We start from the raw sequence: 18,329 nt of genomic DNA, 5'->3' as shown, positions 1-18,329 counted from the left end.
TCTTAGTAAATTTATCGACAGAAGAGTCCTTAGAGAAATATTCGTTCATCGACTCCGACCCACACCCATACCTACTGCAGTTCATCTGAATATGGTTTTGCATCTACTGCACTTTCGTAAAAGATAAAGGGCTCTTCAGGTGGCCTATTTTACCGTTCAGCACCATATTTGCTTAAACATCGGGGTTGCGTATAATGAATTTTAAAAGAAGGATTTTATTTTTTCTGTGCGCTCTTCAATTGAAATTAGAGTTATGTTGAACGGAACTTCTATGAATTCGATCCCTAAAGGGTCTTTCACTCGAAAAATGGAACGGCGACTGGTAGGCATGGTAATGATGGTCATTGCCTACCTGATCGAGAAAGCCGTGTTGCGTTCGATTAAACGCAATAACACAAAATCTTCGACACTGAACAACTCTAAATCGTAGCTCATTTTGGTTTTCAACGTCCTTGCAGCAGATCGATAACCAAGACAAGAATTATTAAGCCTGCGATGGGTCAGAATGTACGATACCCACTCGGCAAAAATTGTCGACGTGGCCTTGAGTCTGCTATTAAGAATAGTCATTCATCAGTATGGCAGCATCCTTGAGTAGATGAGTGGAAAATTCATCATTGAGCGAATCGCTTAGGCGATTTCCGAAAGTAAACATCCCCATCAGGCAGGCCGAATCAGAATGTCCCATTTGGGCAAAAGCGGATTGCGCTCCCATCTGGCTTCGATCTCCCGTATAGTTTTCCTGGATAGAGCAACGCCTTTCTGGTAGAGCCTACGGCTCAATTTACCATCGGGTGGCTACCTTTCCAGGTCATGCTTTTCGCCCATGCCAGCATGGTTGCGGTATCCACCAGTTGGGCTCCATTCCAATGCTGTTCCAGAATTCCCCAACATCGTTCGATGGGATTATATTTGCTGTGGTATGGCGGATAGGACAGCAGTTGGATGATTTTTCCGGTCGTATCCGCGAACTCCACCATGCGCTTGAGGAACTGGGTGCGCACCCCGCTGCTTTCCGGGCCATTGTCCACTTTGAGTTGAATGTGTGTCATCACGGCCTGCTTTTCCCTGGGGATGGCCTGCCACCAGTCCTCCAAGCCATCCACGATGAAGTCACTGGTCTTGAAGGAGCTTGCAAACGTCAGATGCAACTGCCCACTATACTCTTGCACGATCCCAAACGGAACCTGTTTTTCCTCGCAGCCCATATCGTGATCGGCGGCCTGGGAGTCACCGCGGGTTTTTCCACCCCGGGAGTATTCCCCGATCTTTACAGTGGCCTTGCAGTCGATGCTCAGGCGCATGACCTGCCCAACTTCCACACACGCTGGGTCCGCTATGGGTTTTCCGTCCTTGTCCGTGATATTGGCAAAGATGGCATCCGTTTCCGGGAGTTTTTTTTGGGGTTTGGCCTTGACTACCTTGCGTAGGCGGTAGCTATTCCGGTTCAGCACCTGCGCCATCGTGCTGGGCGATGGTAAGCAATCCTCTGAAAAGCCTTGGGCGCGTAACCGATCCAACGCCGCCGCCACAGTCAGCCGAGTATACGATAGCGACGTACGGAAGGTCGGGCCTTGCTGACAGTGAGATTGCGCCAATGCCCATAGGGCCTGCGCCACGTCAGGGTGCTTCTCCTCCCAGGGGCGGTTTCCGCAGTACGCTGCGTGCGCCCCCAGGCAAATCACGCCCGTGCGCTGTTCATTCAACCCGAGTTCGATCGTGTCGCGATTTCAGCCAAACACCTGCTCCGCCTGGCGGGAGTTGCCCCGGCAATATTTCAACGTCATCGCCGCCTGAAAGGATCGGCGTTCCGGTCCGAGCATTTTCGAACTCGCCAGTCTCAGGTTTTCGATTTGGGACGTACTCAGGGGCGTAACAGTCGGGGCAGAGGCGGACAGCATGATCAAGCTCAGTGGTTAAATAAGTGGAAGCCCAATTCTACCTCAATGGGAATGGCCTTTCTCGGAACTCGCCTTAAATGGCTCTGCCCTGAACCCATTTTGGCTCAATATCATTAAAGTCTGGAGAATAAGATGACAGGTATTCAAGCGTATGCCTGGCATTGGCAAAGGCGGTTTTGATATCCTGCCGTTTGTGGAAGGTCGCTTTGTCCATGATAGTCACGCAGGCGGTCAGGAGCTTGGGCAAGAGGTCCGGTATAACCCATGCATGGAAGATGTCGGCGTTGATATTAGGCATGTCGAAACTGGTCAGTATGTGTCATTTTCTCACCCTAAAACGAGCTGTTTTCTCCGCCTACCAATGCCGAAAATAAACCACTTGAATAGTCCGCGCGCAATTCATTGATTATTATCATCTAAAAAATACAAACTTGCGGACTTCGCACATGCATGAGGGGTAGGGGTGGAGAGAATAATGGTGCAAAGAGAGAAAAAATGAGCGAAGTTGCCGGATTTCATGAAACCTCGAAGTCCGCAATAATCCGCGCGAACCCGCGTTATATAGCAGATCCCATATAAAATGATTTAAATTTCATAAGCGGCAAAGAGCTGCTCGATGGAACAACCTTCCTTTTTTCTGATGGCTTTGGCCTGAGCCCATTTGGGTTCAATGTCATTTAAGTCAGGGGAATAAGGCGGTAGGTATTCAAGTGTATGCCCGGCATTGGCAATGGCGGTTTGGATATCCTGCCGTTTATGAAAGGTTGCGTTGTCCATGACAATCACGCAAGCGGGCAAAAGTTTAGGCAACAGGTCCTGCGTTATCCACGCATAGAAAATGTCAGCGGTGATATTGGCGATGAACAGACTTATGGTCAGCAGCGTCTTTCCGATGAGAGCGCCAATCACATTGGTTCGACCTCGTGCATGCCAGTTTTTTACGCCATGGACGCGCTCACCCACTGGCGCATAGCCATGCGTGCGTGGCATGTCGTGCGCAAAGCCGCTTTCATCAAGGTAGACGATAACGCGGCCTGCTCGCTCATAGTCTTCAATTTTTTGCTGGAAGATACGCCGCTCTTTTTCGCTGGCTTTGGGGTGACACAGGCTTTTTTTTATAAGTCACGCCCAGACGCTTTAAAGCATGGTTAATGCCTTGCTTGCTGACACCCAACCGTTTGGCGCGCTCGTACTGATACGCGTCCGGATAATTCTTGATGTCCTGCGCCAACATTTCCATGTTGATCTTGGTGGCAGGTTTGTTGCGGGTGGTCTTGGGATCGGGAGTTTTGATCCAACGCATCACGCTGGCGACCCCTACACCAAAACGCTTGGCCACTTGCGCGATTGAGAGGTTCTCCTTCTCACGAACGGATAATACTTTACGGCGAAATAATATCGGATAGGTCATCTGTAAATTATAATCAATTTATAGGGGACATGCTATAGCATAACCAGATAATTTTGATTATAATTTAGAGATGGCATATTCATTAGATTTCCGCCGTAAAGTCCTGTCTGTCCGAAAGAAAGAAGGACTTACGATAGCCGAGGTGGCGGCCCGGTTTGATATTGGCGTGGCAAGCGTGACACGCTGGGTTAAGAACATCCATCGTAAACCTCAAGGGTTTCGCCAACGCAATCTGGCGCTCAAGAAGCTTGACATCACCTATAAAAAAAACTCTGAAGCATCCCAAAGCAGACGCAAACGCACGACGCATCTTCCAGGAGAAGATCGCCGCTTATGAAGCTGCAGGCCAGGCCATTGTCTACCTTGATGAAAGTGGCTTTGCCCATGATGCACCACGCACTCATGGCTATGCACCTGCTGGTCAGAGATGTCATGGCACGCATGACTGGCATGCGCCAGGTCGTATCAACGCGATCGGCGCGCTGATCGGAAAGCTATTGCTCACCGTCAGCCTGTTTGCACTCAATATCAATGCGGATGTGTTTCACGAATGGGCGATGCAGTACCTGTTGCCTAAATTGCCGTCACATGCCGTCGTTGTAATGGACAATGCCACTTTCCATAAGAGGCAGGATACGCAAGAGGCCATACAAAATGCTGGGCACACCCTTGAATATTTGCCCGCTTGATTTGCTTGATCTAAACCCCATCGAACATACATGAGCACAGGCCAAAGCACTGCGTAGACAACAAGGCCAGACCGTTGAGATGCTCTTCAAATCTTATACATCTTGATCAGTCTTAACTGGTTAGGCTATAGCTCTGTTACACATTGGCTGAATTGGCGCCCTCTCCTATGCTGATAGAATAGTAAGTTCCACCAAACTATCACAGCGAAGGAGAAGTCATGAAAATAAGCGAAGATAAAAGATCTATAAGTGACCTGGTCAAGTAAAACCGGACAACCCAGTTAAGCGACTTTTTTCAATTTTTCGGTTTCTATCTCATATTGATTCGGGCTTTTGTATTCCAGGTATGAGTGTAATCGATGACTGTTATAAAACATGGAAATATACTGCAGCAAATCTTGCTGTGCTGCATAGCGGGTTTGGTAATGCCGCCACTGCACTAGTTCCTGTTTAAGGCTGCCAAAGAAGCTTTCAGCCACAGCATTATCGAAACAATCACCGGTGCGGCTCATGCTACCCATAAAGCCATGTATTTCCAGAAGCCGTCGGTATTCCCTGCTGGCATATTGCGATCCGCGATCTGAATGTACCATCAATCCTGGTTGTGGCTGGCGCTGCCAGATAGCCATTCTCAATGCATCACACACCAGTCTCGCTTTCATTCTTGAGTTTATGCTCCAGCCAACTACCTTCCTGGAAAACAAATCAATGACAACAGCCAGATACAGCCAGCCTTCCTGAGTCCAAATATAGGTTATGTCGCCAACGTAGACTTGATTTGGGGCTTCAACATCGAACTGTCGATTCAGTTTGTTCTCAAACACCGGTTGTTAGTGATTGCTGTCAGTGGTCACTTTGTACTTCTTCCGGTACCTCACTTGCACACCCGCTTCTCGCATCAGACTTCGAGCTTTCCAGCGACCAACCGGATAACCCAACGCATTGAGCGCCTTTCCGATTCTGCGGCTGCCGTAGCTATGATTGCTGGAGTTCGCTATGCCTCGAACCGTTTCAACTATTTCCTCGTGATACGGGTCTGCAGAACAATTGTCAGTGCACCGGACATAATCATAGTAGGCACTACGACTCACACCCACGAGTTGGCACATCAAACCAACTGGGTAGGTCTTCTTCCTTTGGGTGATGAACGAATATTTCACTTCGTTTCTTTCGCGAAAAAGACCGTCGCTTCCTTTAGTATTTCCCTCTCCAGCTTGAGTTGCTTGATCTGCGCCTTCAACTGCCGGATCTCTTCCTGCTCCGCTGTCAGTTTCCCATTCCCCCGGAATGACTGATCAGCATCATCCGCCTGGTACTCCCTGATCCACCTCCTCAACATATTGGCATTGATTTCCAGACTTCGAGATACTTCTGATGTTGTATGGCCCTGTTCTAATACCAGGCTGATCGCATCTAATTTGTATTCCTTTGTATATTGTTTCCTCGTTACCATTTCTTCCTCCAATTAAGCTATTTTCTCTTAACTGGACTGTCCAGATCCATTAGACCAGGTCAGATCGATACACCAGAATCTGCACAGCCTTATGGATCGCGTGCCAAGCAGGAATTATCGCGGCTCGTCTATGGAAAAACGGTAAGTGTCAAAGTGCAGGATACAGATCGCTATGGATGTAAAGTCGGGCGTGTCTATACGGACGGTACTGATGTCAATGCAGAAATGGTAAGGCTTGGTGCAGCTTGGGTGTATCGAAAATATGCCCGTTATCAACGCTTCTACGCTTTGGAGAAGCAGGCTAGGCAGAATAGGGCGGGGCTATGGAGTTTACCGGAAGCCCAGCAAGTTCCGATTTGGGAATGGCGGAAAGTAGGCGATAAAATATGGAATCTAATCCCTTACATTGTAGGTGCAGGCAAAATTAAAGCGTTTTCGACTATTTTTCAGCTACGGAGTTCCAGCTTGAACTCTGAAAAGTTTCTCAATCCCCAATTGTAAATTGGCATCCTGTTCTAAAAGGATTTGATTCAATCTGACAAATAACTCGCCGCTAGGTGCGTCTTGTTCTTCGAAGACTATGCGCTTATTTTTGTTGTCATAATCAATCTGGATGAAATAACTAGGAGCATCTGCACATCCAGGGCATCCAATAGTGTCAGGTAATGATTCAAATGATGAAAAATCTATTAATTTAACCAAAGCACTCCAAGAATCTAAACTTTGCGTAACTTCTGTAATTATGTTTGGCAGTTGTTCGTCGGCTGAATTTAATCTGTTGGGTATCTTTGTTAGTATAATTTTGTATGGATTAATCAATACATGAGTATTGCAATATCCAAAGCAAAAGCCGCTATCAAACCCAAATGCAATCTGTTTTACTTCCTTTTGTTTTTGTTCTTCAGCATATTGGTATTGCAATAAATCCCATCGACCATCTTCTGCTAATTTGAATTTAGCATTTACAACTTTACCAGGTGGAACTGAAACCTCTTCAATACTCAGGATATTTTCATAAAAATATGCATCCTCGCTCCAAGATAAAGGCGGGAACAGTAGGAATAACAGTAATAGTGTTGAGATAAGAGATGTCATAACATCTTTTTGATTAACTTGTTGAATCTAGAGTTAAATTTGTTAACGGCATTAAACAAGCAGGAGATCAAAAACAGATAACTGCTTGAATCTCCATACACCATATTTGGCTATAGTTCTAAAAACACGTCGGCCCTGGCTGATGGACGCAAATATCGAATACTAAGGCTGTGACAGTAAGTTCTTCATTGATACTCCTCACATAGATTCGTCATCACGTCATTACTGCAAGACGATCGCTGGAATCCATGGGAAGAGTATATGCCTGGCCGAAAACCATATATTGTCGTTACGAGAATGTCACAATGATCTGAAAGATATCTCCTGAGTTGACATCTTGAACGATAACAGGAACGGCTCCAGTTGCATTGGATATTGCGTCATCCAATTGTCTCAACGTACTTGTTGCCTTAGTATTGACAGCAATGATTATATCACCTACTTCGATACCAGCGTCACCACACGGCTTTCCCGGGGTAACCTGTGTTACTGTTACTCCCAACCCACCATTTGAATTGTTGGCTGTAATTCCACACTTTTCGCTTCCCGCGATGATCAGAGCTGCTGTACTATCTTGTGCTGTCCCCCCACCACCGTTGGTCTGATTATTAACCGCAAGGACAGGCATCGTTGCGGTAAAGGCGCACAATGATATAAAACTAGCGACAAACATTTTTAATGATTTAGCTTTCATTGAATCTTCTCCTTGGATATTAAGTAAATAAAAAACATGCACTGACTGTTTTTACCAGCAACTACTTAAGCGTTAGAACTAACGCCTTTGCCTTCGTTAAATCACACGCAAAATCAAACTTAATTTAGATTTAACAGCTCAGGTTGAGCTAAATACCTGATTTAATACTTAAATTAAGTCAGATAAAATATATTCTCTTGATGAACATTAAAATAAGCAAAAACCTTAATTAGCTATAAAGAAAATGTGTAAAAAACATGAGAGAGTATGCAAAAAAATGACAATTGCCCGGCAATTTCCAGCCGCTGTGGTACAACCTTCTGATCGTTCCAACAGTTCCCGTCATTCAACCCTACCTGTTACATCCCACGCGGTTGCGTGAGACGAAGAATCAAAGGGATTTTCTTTAACCTGATGAATCTAAATCCCGGCGTTATAGGCAGAAGCAAAATAAGTGTGCGTTGGCACAGCACGCCTGATTTGACTGAGACTGCCTGCTATCGTCACGACTCAGCAATCAGAATTTGGAGAAGAGCTTTATCATTATTCGTGAAAAGAAACCATCGCTTAATATCAGACTCCATCAAGCTTCTCCAGCCGTGGTGTTGTGATTTTTATGTCGAACTCACGTTATCTTAAAACGTCAACAGACCCTAGCTAAAAATCCGGTTTTCAAAACAACAAGATAAATTGCGTTAAAAGCAAAATCTATTATGGGAAGATTCCAGAAAATACTTAGAGCCTTTAATAGTAGCTTTTAGCTAATATTAAAAAGCTTTTATCCACAATTTCCGTGGATAAGGATGTGGGTAACTGCTTTATGTCCAGGAGGAGTAATGATTATTCAGAGTGCTTTAAAAAGATGCTCCGCTTTTCATATCTTCTAATCAATGAGCAATATAGCCAGTCTGGTGGGGTATGAAGAATTAGGCTGTTTATATTGATCTCCTTTTAGTTCAATCAGGCATTTGCTGTCCTATACCAGTGAGAGCATCAAACTACGGTATAACATTTCTGACAAAATCGAGCCACATATTTAATACCGATAGTTTCAGGTTTGTCTTCATGACCACGCTCTTTACTCAACGCAAGTACTTTATGCCATGTATTGGTATTAAAACTTTCTTTGCAAATGCCGCAATTTTCAATCGGTAGCACATCTGGCCATGTAGCTTCGGCACCTGCAAGGGTTAAATATGAGCTACACGCCTCAATCGCATGTTGCTCACAGCAATAATAACCGAGTATGGCTGCTTCCCCGATATTGACTTCCGGCATCGCGTCGGGTGCTCGCCAAAGGCACATTTGTGTTTCATCTAGAAGAACATATCGAGGGCCTAATCCGAGATCTTTACCGCATGTTTTGCAGTTCATGATCATCCACCTCAGTAAATGAAATTAGATGATGATGATTTTCTTATTACCTTAGCCAGATTGAAATTGTACTTTGGTCGTACTAACTCAAAATATCTAAGCCTCTCCAATATTCCAATGCAATCAATGAACTAACCCAATAACCACAAGAGCCTTCGGCGACGCTATGGGCTCAATAGTCTGAAAGTGTCGCATCCTGCAAAGCGCCCTCGGTCATCAATCGGCCTTGGGCGTTTTGCTTTTTCTCATCCATTGTTCAAGGAGGTACACCATGATAGTCATCAATGACTTCGACATAAAATCACTTTTGAAGTAATAAGAGTTGATATAAAATTTCCTATTGCTCATCAGTTAGTTAAACCCTGCTATTTATTTCTGTACAAAATCGACCAAGATTCTCGTTATATTTATGAAATGTCTTATGGTGGGTGATATTGAATGCACATCCTAGAAATAACTTACGGCTATTAACATGGATACAAAACATGACTAGACTTAAGATTAACCAATCATTGTTCAGTTTGGCATTTTTTCCAGATGCTGACTTCCAAAATCCCTTTGATCGGACTGTGTATCTTGATTTAACGAATGGAGAAATACTTTATTTATACAGCGAAGACCAAAAAGCTGAATGGGATGGGTGCTCAGCTGAAGAAAATATAAAGAATAAAGCGTTGATTGATACACACCCTGAGAATTTCCTTGAAGTCGCTAGCCTATCTCACGGCAAGCACCACCAAATTCTTCAGGAGTTTCTTGCTAGTCCTTGGACAGATGACAAGGTGCAATATCAAGCTGCAGCAGGTGTTTACTATGGACCAAAGTCAATCGGTTACTGGTTAAAGAATGTGCAAGATGATGACGCAGTGAAGGCATACTTCAATTATAGGGAAGAGCGAATGAATGAGCTTGCCCTCGAATTTCTGAGACAGCATGGGATTGAGCCGGAATGGGTATAATGGGGATTGGATTTCCTACTGAATCCTGATTATTCGCTTGATGACGTTGCCCTATCGTTGCTTTAGCAACCTAAAAGAGGTGAGTTTTCTTATAGATGTTGATCTAGCTTTGCATTTAAAATGAGGAATTACTCATTAAATTGATTGCAGGAGGATGGTACCGAACTACGGTGCCCAGATTTATCCGCTGTGATGAGCCCATCAGGACTAATTTTGCATACTTGATCCAAGTCTTTAATATTTTATGAATATAAGTTAGTTTTTCGCAGAGATATAACTTTGCCCTGTATTGGTTTAGTTTCAATATATGTCAACCACGCTTCCAACATGACACGCCGTTTCTCCAACATATCGCCACGCCGATAGGCGGCCTCAGCTTGATTCTTGATGGTGTGTGCTAAGGCCATTTCACACAATTCATGGGGAAAGTTTGTTATCTCGCTGGCCCAGTCGCGAAATGTACTTCTGAAGCCGTGGACAGTAACATCGTAATTGAGCGTAACCTGCAGTAACTTATCCATTGCTGCATTACTTAGACCACCGCTTTTAGTGCGTCCTGGAAAAATATAATCATTTCCCTGTAACTGTTTTACATTAGCCAGAATTTCCAGTGCTCGGCTTGTTAACGGCACTCGATGCTCTTTCTTCATCTTCATGCGTTCAGCCGGGATAATCCAATTTTTTTGATTGAGATCGATTTCACTCCACTGTGCGCCGATAACTTCACCAGTTCGAGCCGCAGTAAGAATTAAAAATTCGAGGGCCATTGCTGAAACGCTGCCGTTTGATCTCAATGCCAAAAGCAAATCATTTATTTCTTGGTAGGGCAGGGCCTTAAAGTGTTGTGTGCGCTGTACCTTATTTGGGCTGCTTAGTAATTTGTCGAGATGCCCGCGCCAACGTGCTGGATTGTCTCCTTGGCGGTATTTGTGAACACTTGCCCAATCCAGAATATTTTCTATCCGTCCGCGAAGACGTGAAGCCGTTTCGTTTTTCTTTAGCCATATCGGTTCAAGTACACACATTACCAAACTGGTGTCGATCTCTTTAACTTGTCTACTGCCGATAAATGGAAAGGCATATTGGTTTAATGTATTTTCCCATTGCTGTGCGTGTTTTGTATTTTTCCAACCTGCTCGATGGCTTGCGATGAATTTATCCGCACATTGAGCAAACGTTGGGTTATCGACTCTATTGCGCTGTTTCTCAGCTTCCAGGGTACGCTTGATCTCAATTGGATTGTCACCTTCGATTAATACCTTTCGCCACCTTGCTGCAGCTTCTCTTGCCAGTACAAGTGGAATATCAGGATAGCTACCTAAGCCAACTTCATGTTTTTTTCCTTGAAACTTATAAATGAAAAGCCAGGACTTGCTTAATGTTTTGCTTACCTGCAAATAAAGATTCTGTCCATCAGCATAATAGCCTGGTTTCTTGATAGTTTCGCATTTACGTGCTGTCAAATTTTGTATTCGCCTCGCCATGATCCACCCTTATACTTACCGTACCTTCTACCGTACCCATTTGCCAAGATTTGAGCATACACTATGAGACTCTAATAGACAACAAAGCTTGCAACATGCTATATAGCATAATGATTTCTGGATTTAGAAAGATACTGTAAGACATTTGTATGAAGGACTCTCTCTCCGCCAGTATAGGCAAAATAATTTACTGATTAATAAGGCTGAATTATCTAACAAGCCTTTTAAGTTTTGCCCATTGTTCTTGCCCTAGAAAATCCTGCTCACTCCAAAAAGCATTTTTCTAACTCTTATTATGGAGAATGCGGCATGGAAATCATCACAGCAAATACACCTCTGCCAATAACACATCAGAAAAGATCGTACTCGAACGTGACAATGGAATAAAGCTGTCATTTACTAGTAAGCTGATCGCCAAGGCATCAAGTAGTGATAATCGTGGTATGGGGTTGTCATGGGCTGATAAAACGAGACGATCGCAAGTCTTAAATTATATTGCACCGTGAAAAGCCAGTTTGTATCTGAATTCATCAACCGGATACGCTGGCAGGATGAACCGGATACTTTAGACGTGGATTAAAGAGTGCATTATGAATACTACCATCGCCAGCAAAAAGCCAAACATTCATGTTACGTTGAGCGTCATGGTAATGACTTATTCAATCGGTACTCTCGAACAGGTCACGTGCTACCGGTCTTTCATTCATAGCATTGTTGTCTTAACGATGGCAAGAAAGCATCGGTGTATTGGTGCTGTAAATTGTCTGCTTGTGCAAAGGGATGAAACAACAAACCCACCAGATTGTTAAAGGCCTAGCAGTATTTCCTTCTGCATTTTAAATATGAAACAAATTGCAACATTGATTTTGATAACCCGTTAACGTTGCCTGAAATAATGCTAAATAATGCTGTATACGCAAACACATTTCCGCCAAAAAATAAATGTTCTAGCGCAATCCTAACGCCTTTCCAGCCTCATCAATATTTTGTTTAACTACATTCTATAATCTTTTATTTTGGATGGGCTAAGGTTTTTTCTTCGTTAGTAGATAGTGGCTTCCAAAGAATTGCAAGGCATACTCTGAGCAATCAATTGAGAAATCATTGTTCGGAAAATAATTAAAGAATGTGCTAATTCAGATTTAGCCATTTCTTGTAAACTTTTTTAAACCTGAATTACTTTCTTGTAGACGTTTAACTATGGAAGGGTAGGCAGTCAGTATCCACAGTAAAAGCTAAAACTTTAAAAATACAAAGAGGACTAGCCGTAACTAAAAAACCCCACCGAACCAGCTAATAAATTCGGTGGGGAGAAGCATATAATATGAACTTCATGACAAGCACTGCCATGAAATACTTTTAACGGCTCTTATTTCTAAAACTTTAGGATAAAAAAGAGTAAGACCTATATAAAAAACATTCCTGCCAAAAAATAATCATTCTCGCCTGGATATTGCGCGAGCATCAAAAATAAGAGTGAATTTGCCAGAGATTCCTTTTTTAAGTGAATAAATCGGATTTCTATTCAGAATTTGCTTTGATGAAATGTGCTTTTCTGCACATTTTGGTGGAAATGATGACAGAAAAGAAGTTTTTCTCTGTTGACAGGCGCAGTCCATCCACCCCATAGCTATTCATGCGGCAAACGATGGTGCATAATCCTGAAAATGAGTTATCCAGAAGTCAGTCTGGCGGTGTGCGTTGGAAGAATAGTTTCTGACAAGGACAGCTGCTTGCAAGTAAAAAGCGAATACGGCGGGTATTGCGTAGCATAACGGCACCCATTTTAATCAGCTTAAGGCGCAATGTGCTCACATAGGCCTGAGCCAGTTCTATGCCTTGCAGGACAAGGCGTCGTATGGTTTCCAGCAGGATGTAGGCCAGGAAGGACAGGAGTAGACGAAATTGATTTGACCACCACCGATAGCAACTGGTACAGTCTGCAAACAAATCCAGTGGTTGCTCCTTGATACGATTTTACATTTCACCGCGTGCGCAATAGAGCTTATCATAGAGGAGAAATTGCGGTTTGCGTATCAGATTGGTAGCCACATAACAGGGATGACTGTCTTTGTCAGTATGTTCGATTTTAACAATGATGCGCCGTGTCCGTTTTCAGCTTTTGGCGCATAGTGAAATTCGTCAAACCAACATACCTTTTCATTTGATAGTACATACTGCTTCTCTGCCGCTTGCTGCCATTGCGCGCTGATCTTATTCAGCCGCTTGTTTTTTCGGGAATGCTACGATCCAGCGCAGCAAGAATATGGGCTCTTAACCTCTCGCGCTGAGAGCAATCCCTTCGTACGGTACGATTCATCAGTTGGCGATCCTCGTCGGTGAGATACAATTCGGTCTGACGTATGATCAACTCCTCGTGGCAGGGTGGACGTGCCTCATCAGTATAACAATGTTTTTTTGTTTATGTGTTGTGATACTAGTGTAATCATAGCCGGTTTATTTGCATTTCTATGATACGATCCAACCATTCTTTTTTTGCATCAGAAAGCATGCCGTATTAAAGGCACCAAAAAAAAGAACAGTTCGGGGAATATGAAAGATACAATTATTATGTAAGAAAAGGGCAAAATTTCCCTCCATACTTGGGCTAATATCAGGCATCTAGAAAACTCTCTCAAAGAAAATTTGGAAGAGGCTGCCATGCATCGAAAAATGCACAAGATCAGCAAAGACAAGATTTCAGTTTAATAGCTGAATAGATCATAAACTCTCAATTAATTAATAACCACTTAAAAAAGCACCTAATTTCTACCAATTAGGGAACCTTAAAACGGCCGCGATATCAATTATTAATATAGATTTTGCTTTTTGTTTTCTATTATCTGTATCCATTAACATAAAGATAGCTAGCTTGCTACATAAGTATTTGTAATTTATATAGTTCTGCAAATTGATTTGCATCAAATTATTACTTGTCCACAATTTCTGTGGATAACTTGGTGGGTAACTTGTAAATACTGTTGCTAAGATGGTTATCTGTAATAACCTTTTCTAGATCGATTAAAATTTAAACACATATTAATATTATTTGTTATCAATCATTTATTGTTTTATTGTTTATTTCTGCAGTTTTAATTGATTCAAGACGCTTTTTAGAAAGCAATGTGGATTACTTCAGGATGTCAATATAAAAAATACAATCTATAGCTTTTTTAGATACATGATTTTGAGTGCGCTTTTACCAGACTGATAAAATTTAGGCAGCTTGCAGGTGAATAAAATAGAGTTTTCGTACGGGCATTATTTAGAATGATTCCTACATTAAATTAAAAAATGCCCACATTATTTATTTCTTATATAAAAAGCATAGCTAAATCAGCGTAGTGGAATATAAACAATACTCCTTAAAATGGGCCTGAATCTTATAACCAACTCTAGGCTTTTTTTATTTTTTATGTAAGCCTTTATTTGTGGGGGATTAGATGAATAATATAGAAATTGCAACGTTACTAAATGGACTTGTCGAGATTTCGTGCGATGGTACAGAAGGTTATAAAACATGCGCAGACAATGCAAGTGACCCAGCCTTGAAAGCTTATTTCAATGACTGTGCGCATAGTTGTGAAGAAGCTGTGAGAATTTTAAGTGTCGAAGTCATGCACTATGGCGGAAATCCAGATACGAGTGGAACGACTGCAGGAGGCCTGCATCGTACTTGGATTAATCTTAAGACGGCACTTACTAAAAAAGATAACCTCGCGGTATTGGAAGAATGCGAAATGGGCGAAGCTACAGCAGTTATGGCTTACGAAAATGCGCTGAGACAAGAAATGCCCGATAATCTTCGTGCACTTCTAGAGCGACTATACGAAGGAGTGAAAAGAAATCACGAGCGTGTGCGCCAACTGAGAGACGAAGCCAGAAATAATCCCAATCTTGCTTGAGCCTTATAGATTCGATTCTTTATTTAATCATTTTCTTAGCTATAATCTTTATAACAAAATCTAAATGTCATTATATTAATGCCTCTATTATAAATTGACTATGATTTACGGATAACCTATCCGATATCATTTTGCCGTAAGGGATTACCCGTGCGAGAGAAGGTGAACCTTATCATCGTGTAAGTGGCGCAGTGTTTTCGCATAGGTGTTGCAGTATGGCGCGCTGGATCAAAATACCCAATCCCAGGATAACCCGGATAAGCCTTCCACCAAAATTGACATCGAGACCTTGACGCAGCACGTCAAGAATTATCTAGACATGTATCAGTACGAGTGCGCAGACGGCCTGGAGTCAGACCCAGGGTATCAATTATGCTTTAAGGAGTCTAGGGGTGTCTTATAAAAAAGCCTGCGTCACCCAAAGGCTAATGAAGAAGAGAGGCGTATCTTTCAGGAAAAAATTGAAAGCTATGAGTGTGAAGGTCGCCAATTCATGAAACAGGGATCGCTAAGCCGACCCGGTATAGCGCAGTTCTATCCGCTCTCGAATACGCGCGCGGCTTTCTTGAGGCGATAAATTAAGACGCTCGATTTGCGCAATCTCTTGGGATAATTCGTCATCCTTGATGGCAGTGCGTATCCAGCGCGAGTAATCACCTTGATGCAGATGGAACATCCAGGTCTCATCATCCACACCTTCGGCCGATTGCAAGAAGAGAGACAAGTTTTGAGCTCGCAAATTTAGTTTGCCTTTTGGACCTCGAAAGTAGAAACTCCGCTCCGGGGGCAATTCCCCTGCTGCATACTTGCGTACGTGGCGTCTACGCTCACCCTGCGGCGGAATCGATTCGAATACGAACGGCGGCACATCTAAGTTCAACCGCCAGGCTACCGCCTCTCCGGCCTCAAGATGGCCGGGTGGGTCAGCCGGTACCGGACGATCCAGGGCACGGGCGAGAGAACGCAGCGTTTCTTTCGGCGTGGGGCCAATAGCAATTAGCAACTGAACGAAAGACAAAGCCGCGCCTGAGACATGGTCAGGGTGTACTGTAATCATCATAAGACCATGCAGTGCTTGCGGCAACGTTACCCTAACTGGACTCCACGACGTTGGTAGCAGATGGTGGGCCTCATCGATTACCAGCCAGTGCGGGCGTCCGGTGCGTGCACGCAGGGACACAAGCGCCGATAGCAGTTTTTCAAAATAAGCAGGGCGGTCCTCCAAGACAATACCTAGCAGGTTGACAACTACATTCTGGCTAGGCTGTTCCAATAATTTAAGTACTTCATCAAGAACTGGCGGTTGGCGGCTATCGCCTAGTGAAATCGCCCCCTGCAATTGTTGATAGTCACCTTCCGGATCGACAATACAGAATTGATACGCTTGCTCTCGCAAGCGTTCCATAAAACTAGTCGCAAAAGTGGATTTCCCACTAGCCGAGGGACCAGCCAGCAAGATAGTAGTAGTATACGAATCAATGCTCACCACTTCATCGTCACGCTTGCCTAAAGCGATCTGATGGCGTGCTTGGCTCGGGGCCAAGCTGCGCAGGTCATCAGCAAGCAATCGCTTGATCAGCTCCTCCACTCCGGCGCCATGATCACGTGTAGTTACCCAATCAACGCGTGCTTTTAAGCTGGGCAACGCATTGTCGACCGCGACTGCACACTCGCTTATACGTAAAAAGGCATGGTCATTCTCCGCATCGCCGATACTCACCACATTGTGAGGCGACAGTCCTAGCTCGTCCAACACTGCAAGCAATCCACTAGCCTTGTTAACGCCAGTCGGCAACACCATTACAGCTCCTTTGTTGAAGATAACCTCTAGCTCGAGACCGAGATCGCGGATAGTTTCCAAGACTGTTGTCTCGTGTGGCTCCCATGTTGCAACGATCACTTGACCTACGGAAAGCGGCGCCACCTTGCGAGCTTGTAGTTCCGCAATTAATTCTGGGGGCGGCGGCGGGGCAAGTGCAATTGCTTCACGCGATTCAGGACGGTATAATAGCGCACCGTTTTCAGCGACAACGCGGGTAAACAGATCGATTCGAGGAAAAACCCGCATCAGATCGTCGAGTTCGCGCCCGGTGACTAGAATAAGCGAGCGGCCAGAGTTTCGCGTATGCTCCAACGCTGCCATGGTCTGCTCGTCCACTTTCCCATTCAATGCAATAGTGCCGTCGTAATCGCAAGCAAGCGCATAATAACGCATCGGCCATCTCCTGTATGCAATATAGGAAGAATAAACGCCTTTTGATAATAAGAAATGTACTGGAAGTTAAATTTTCTGTCAAACACATGTGTGGAATAGGGGGCACCATAGTATGAAACTTACATGTTCATCCCCGAAACCAGATTTTGCATGACTTCCTAATACTGATTAAAAATATTGCCAAGTCTGAATGAATCCAAAACAAAATTAATACCAATCGTAGCTGCGTATGGTCAGGAATCTGTATCCTTGGGCTTAGGCAGCCAGTGCAGAACCACTAACGCCAGGAAAGTCACACCGATCGCAAGGATGTATTGGCGCAGACCTACTGCAATGCCGATGGATGCCGTCAGTAACAGTGAAGCCGCCGTTGTAAGTCCTAGGACTGAATTATGTCGCGCGTGCTGGATGATGGTGCCCGCACCGATAAATGCCACTGCTGTGACTACAGATCCGATAATACGTATGGGATCGGCTCTGATCAGCTGTGAATAGGTTTCCTCGCTAAAGTGCTCAGCCAGGAGATCGCCAATACCAAGCAGCAGCGCGGCAGCACCTCCGATCAGCATATGGGTGCGCATGCCGGCCGGGCGTTGACTAATTTCGCGCTCAAACCCTATGCAACCTCCGAGCAGCATTGCGAACGCAACGGTTGCCAGTAAGGTGAGCTGGAATTGCCAGTTACCAAGTAGATCCATTTTTTTTATATCTATTGTTGACGAATAAACAGACTAGTTTCAGCCGAAAATTGCGCGCTCTAGCTATAAATTAGTTCCACTTCCATCTATCGCCTTAATCGCTTTGCTTATTTGACTTTAATCTTGTTGTCTACTTGCTTCACATTAGGTACTTTTTCCGCAATAGAACCGGCTAATTTACGTTGAGATTCTGTTTCAACAAAGCCACTTAATATCACCACTTCATTAGATGCTTCCACATGTATAGCGGCGGCACTAAGTTCCTTCGTTTCAATCAGTTTTGCTTTTACTTGCATGGCTAAAGTTAGATCTTCTTGATCTTCTTTTTTAATTAAAGGCTCATGGGTAAATGGCTCACGGGAAAATAAACCAGCGCAGCCACTCAATGCACATAGAATGAGTAGGTAACTAATTACTCTTATGATAGGGAGTGCTATATGGCTCATTTATT

20 protein-coding genes and 1 pseudogene are annotated in these 18,329 nt (G+C 43.9%); 7 read left to right on the top strand and 14 right to left on the bottom strand.

The window, feature by feature from the left end:
• Positions 1–271: 271 nt before the first annotated feature.
• Complete coding sequence (locus AAW31_RS21435; RefSeq protein WP_158441535.1) at positions 272–430, top strand: hypothetical protein; 159 nt, start codon at positions 272–274, stop codon at positions 428–430.
• 126 nt (positions 431–556) lie between these two features.
• Here the strand turns inward: AAW31_RS21435 and AAW31_RS21430 are convergent, their stop codons facing one another.
• On the bottom strand, positions 557–715 hold the full coding sequence (locus AAW31_RS21430) for a hypothetical protein (protein ID WP_158441533.1): 159 nt from the start codon (positions 713–715) through the stop codon (positions 557–559).
• A gap of 64 nt (positions 716–779) precedes the next feature.
• On the bottom strand, positions 780–1,619 hold the full coding sequence (locus tag AAW31_RS20085; protein WP_200899637.1) for an ISAzo13-like element transposase-related protein: 840 nt from the start codon (positions 1,617–1,619) through the stop codon (positions 780–782).
• A gap of 6 nt (positions 1,620–1,625) precedes the next feature.
• Here AAW31_RS20085 and AAW31_RS22270 point away from each other — a divergent pair, with 6 nt between their 5' ends.
• Entirely contained in the window at positions 1,626–2,018 is a 393-nt protein-coding gene (locus tag AAW31_RS22270; RefSeq protein ID WP_200899636.1) for a hypothetical protein, read from the top strand.
• Here the strand turns inward: AAW31_RS22270 and AAW31_RS23740 are convergent.
• The 3 genes from AAW31_RS23740 to AAW31_RS13190 all read right to left on the bottom strand — a co-directional run bounded on the left by AAW31_RS23740 (position 1,975) and on the right by AAW31_RS13190 (position 3,312).
• Positions 1,975–2,136: a transposase gene (locus tag AAW31_RS23740; RefSeq protein WP_392390564.1), complete on the bottom strand. Its 162-nt coding sequence runs from the start codon at positions 2,134–2,136 to the stop codon at positions 1,975–1,977. The two genes, AAW31_RS22270 and AAW31_RS23740, sit on opposite strands and share 44 nt — an antisense overlap.
• A gap of 350 nt (positions 2,137–2,486) precedes the next feature.
• A complete protein-coding gene (locus AAW31_RS13195; RefSeq protein ID WP_144412826.1) occupies positions 2,487–2,957 on the bottom strand; it encodes a transposase in 471 nt (156 codons plus the stop codon).
• The gene (locus tag AAW31_RS13190; protein ID WP_046850125.1) at positions 2,953–3,312 is read right to left on the bottom strand and encodes an IS630 transposase-related protein; all 360 of its coding nucleotides are present in this window, start codon (positions 3,310–3,312) and stop codon (positions 2,953–2,955) included. Before AAW31_RS13190 ends, AAW31_RS13195 begins: the two co-directional genes overlap by 5 nt.
• Positions 3,313–3,382: 70 nt before the next feature.
• Here AAW31_RS13190 and AAW31_RS20075 point away from each other — a divergent pair, with 70 nt between their 5' ends.
• Both AAW31_RS20075 and AAW31_RS13185 read left to right on the top strand, forming a co-directional pair.
• Entirely contained in the window at positions 3,383–3,649 is a 267-nt protein-coding gene (locus AAW31_RS20075; RefSeq protein WP_082110461.1) for an IS630 transposase-related protein, read from the top strand.
• Positions 3,561–4,001, top strand: a complete 441-nt coding sequence (locus tag AAW31_RS13185; RefSeq protein ID WP_158441531.1) for a transposase — start codon at positions 3,561–3,563, stop codon at positions 3,999–4,001. The genes AAW31_RS20075 and AAW31_RS13185 overlap by 89 nt, the downstream gene beginning before the upstream one ends.
• Before the next feature lie 281 nt (positions 4,002–4,282).
• On the opposite strand, the pseudogene AAW31_RS13180 reads toward AAW31_RS13185, so the two are convergent.
• Positions 4,283–5,454 (bottom strand): annotated as a pseudogene (locus tag AAW31_RS13180) (IS3 family transposase).
• Between AAW31_RS13180 and AAW31_RS13170 the strand changes: the two are divergent.
• Positions 5,437–5,955, top strand: a complete 519-nt coding sequence (locus tag AAW31_RS13170; RefSeq protein ID WP_052752259.1) for a thermonuclease family protein — start codon at positions 5,437–5,439, stop codon at positions 5,953–5,955. The pseudogene AAW31_RS13180 and the gene AAW31_RS13170 sit on opposite strands and share 18 nt — an antisense overlap.
• Here AAW31_RS13170 and AAW31_RS13165 read toward each other — a convergent pair.
• The 3 genes from AAW31_RS13165 to AAW31_RS13155 all read right to left on the bottom strand — a co-directional run bounded on the left by AAW31_RS13165 (position 5,905) and on the right by AAW31_RS13155 (position 8,617).
• A complete protein-coding gene (locus tag AAW31_RS13165; protein ID WP_046850569.1) occupies positions 5,905–6,549 on the bottom strand; it encodes a hypothetical protein in 645 nt (214 codons plus the stop codon). The two genes, AAW31_RS13170 and AAW31_RS13165, sit on opposite strands and share 51 nt — an antisense overlap.
• 289 nt (positions 6,550–6,838) lie before the next feature.
• Positions 6,839–7,243 (bottom strand): PDZ domain-containing protein, encoded by a 405-nt coding sequence (locus tag AAW31_RS13160; protein WP_046850568.1) that lies wholly within the window; start codon positions 7,241–7,243, stop codon positions 6,839–6,841.
• Between the two features lie 993 nt (positions 7,244–8,236).
• On the bottom strand, positions 8,237–8,617 hold the full coding sequence (locus tag AAW31_RS13155) for a hypothetical protein (RefSeq protein WP_144412965.1): 381 nt from the start codon (positions 8,615–8,617) through the stop codon (positions 8,237–8,239).
• A 434-nt stretch (positions 8,618–9,051) separates the two neighbouring features.
• Here AAW31_RS13155 and AAW31_RS13150 point away from each other — a divergent pair, with 434 nt between their 5' ends.
• Positions 9,052–9,576 carry a UPF0158 family protein gene (locus tag AAW31_RS13150; protein WP_144412964.1) on the top strand — a complete coding sequence of 175 codons (525 nt, stop codon included), beginning with the start codon at positions 9,052–9,054 and terminating at the stop codon, positions 9,574–9,576.
• A gap of 242 nt (positions 9,577–9,818) precedes the next feature.
• Here the strand turns inward: AAW31_RS13150 and AAW31_RS13145 are convergent, their stop codons facing one another.
• Positions 9,819–11,060, bottom strand: coding sequence for a tyrosine-type recombinase/integrase (locus tag AAW31_RS13145; RefSeq protein WP_046850565.1), 1,242 nt, complete (start codon positions 11,058–11,060; stop codon positions 9,819–9,821).
• A 1,683-nt stretch (positions 11,061–12,743) separates the two neighbouring features.
• A complete protein-coding gene (locus tag AAW31_RS19125) occupies positions 12,744–13,031 on the bottom strand; it encodes a transposase (protein WP_082110458.1) in 288 nt (95 codons plus the stop codon).
• Positions 13,032–14,503: 1,472 nt separating this feature from the next.
• Between AAW31_RS19125 and AAW31_RS13130 the strand changes: the two genes are divergently transcribed.
• Positions 14,504–14,965: a ferritin-like domain-containing protein gene (locus AAW31_RS13130; protein ID WP_046850563.1), complete on the top strand. Its 462-nt coding sequence runs from the start codon at positions 14,504–14,506 to the stop codon at positions 14,963–14,965.
• Positions 14,966–15,473: 508 nt separating this feature from the next.
• Here the strand turns inward: AAW31_RS13130 and AAW31_RS13125 are convergent.
• The 3 genes from AAW31_RS13125 to AAW31_RS19120 form a co-directional block, all read right to left on the bottom strand.
• The gene (locus AAW31_RS13125; RefSeq protein WP_046850562.1) at positions 15,474–17,180 is read right to left on the bottom strand and encodes an HAD-IIB family hydrolase; all 1,707 of its coding nucleotides are present in this window, start codon (positions 17,178–17,180) and stop codon (positions 15,474–15,476) included.
• 233 nt (positions 17,181–17,413) lie between these two features.
• Positions 17,414–17,878, bottom strand: coding sequence for an MgtC/SapB family protein (locus AAW31_RS13120; RefSeq protein ID WP_046850561.1), 465 nt, complete (start codon positions 17,876–17,878; stop codon positions 17,414–17,416).
• A 107-nt stretch (positions 17,879–17,985) separates the two neighbouring features.
• Complete coding sequence (locus AAW31_RS19120) at positions 17,986–18,324, bottom strand: BON domain-containing protein (RefSeq protein WP_052752257.1); 339 nt, start codon at positions 18,322–18,324, stop codon at positions 17,986–17,988.
• Between the last annotated feature and the right edge of the window lie 5 nt (positions 18,325–18,329).

It is taken from the genome of Nitrosomonas communis (assembly GCF_001007935.1).
Taxonomy (GTDB): Bacteria; Pseudomonadota; Gammaproteobacteria; order Burkholderiales; family Nitrosomonadaceae; genus Nitrosomonas; species Nitrosomonas communis.
This window is presented reverse-complemented; position numbering and strand designations above follow the sequence as displayed.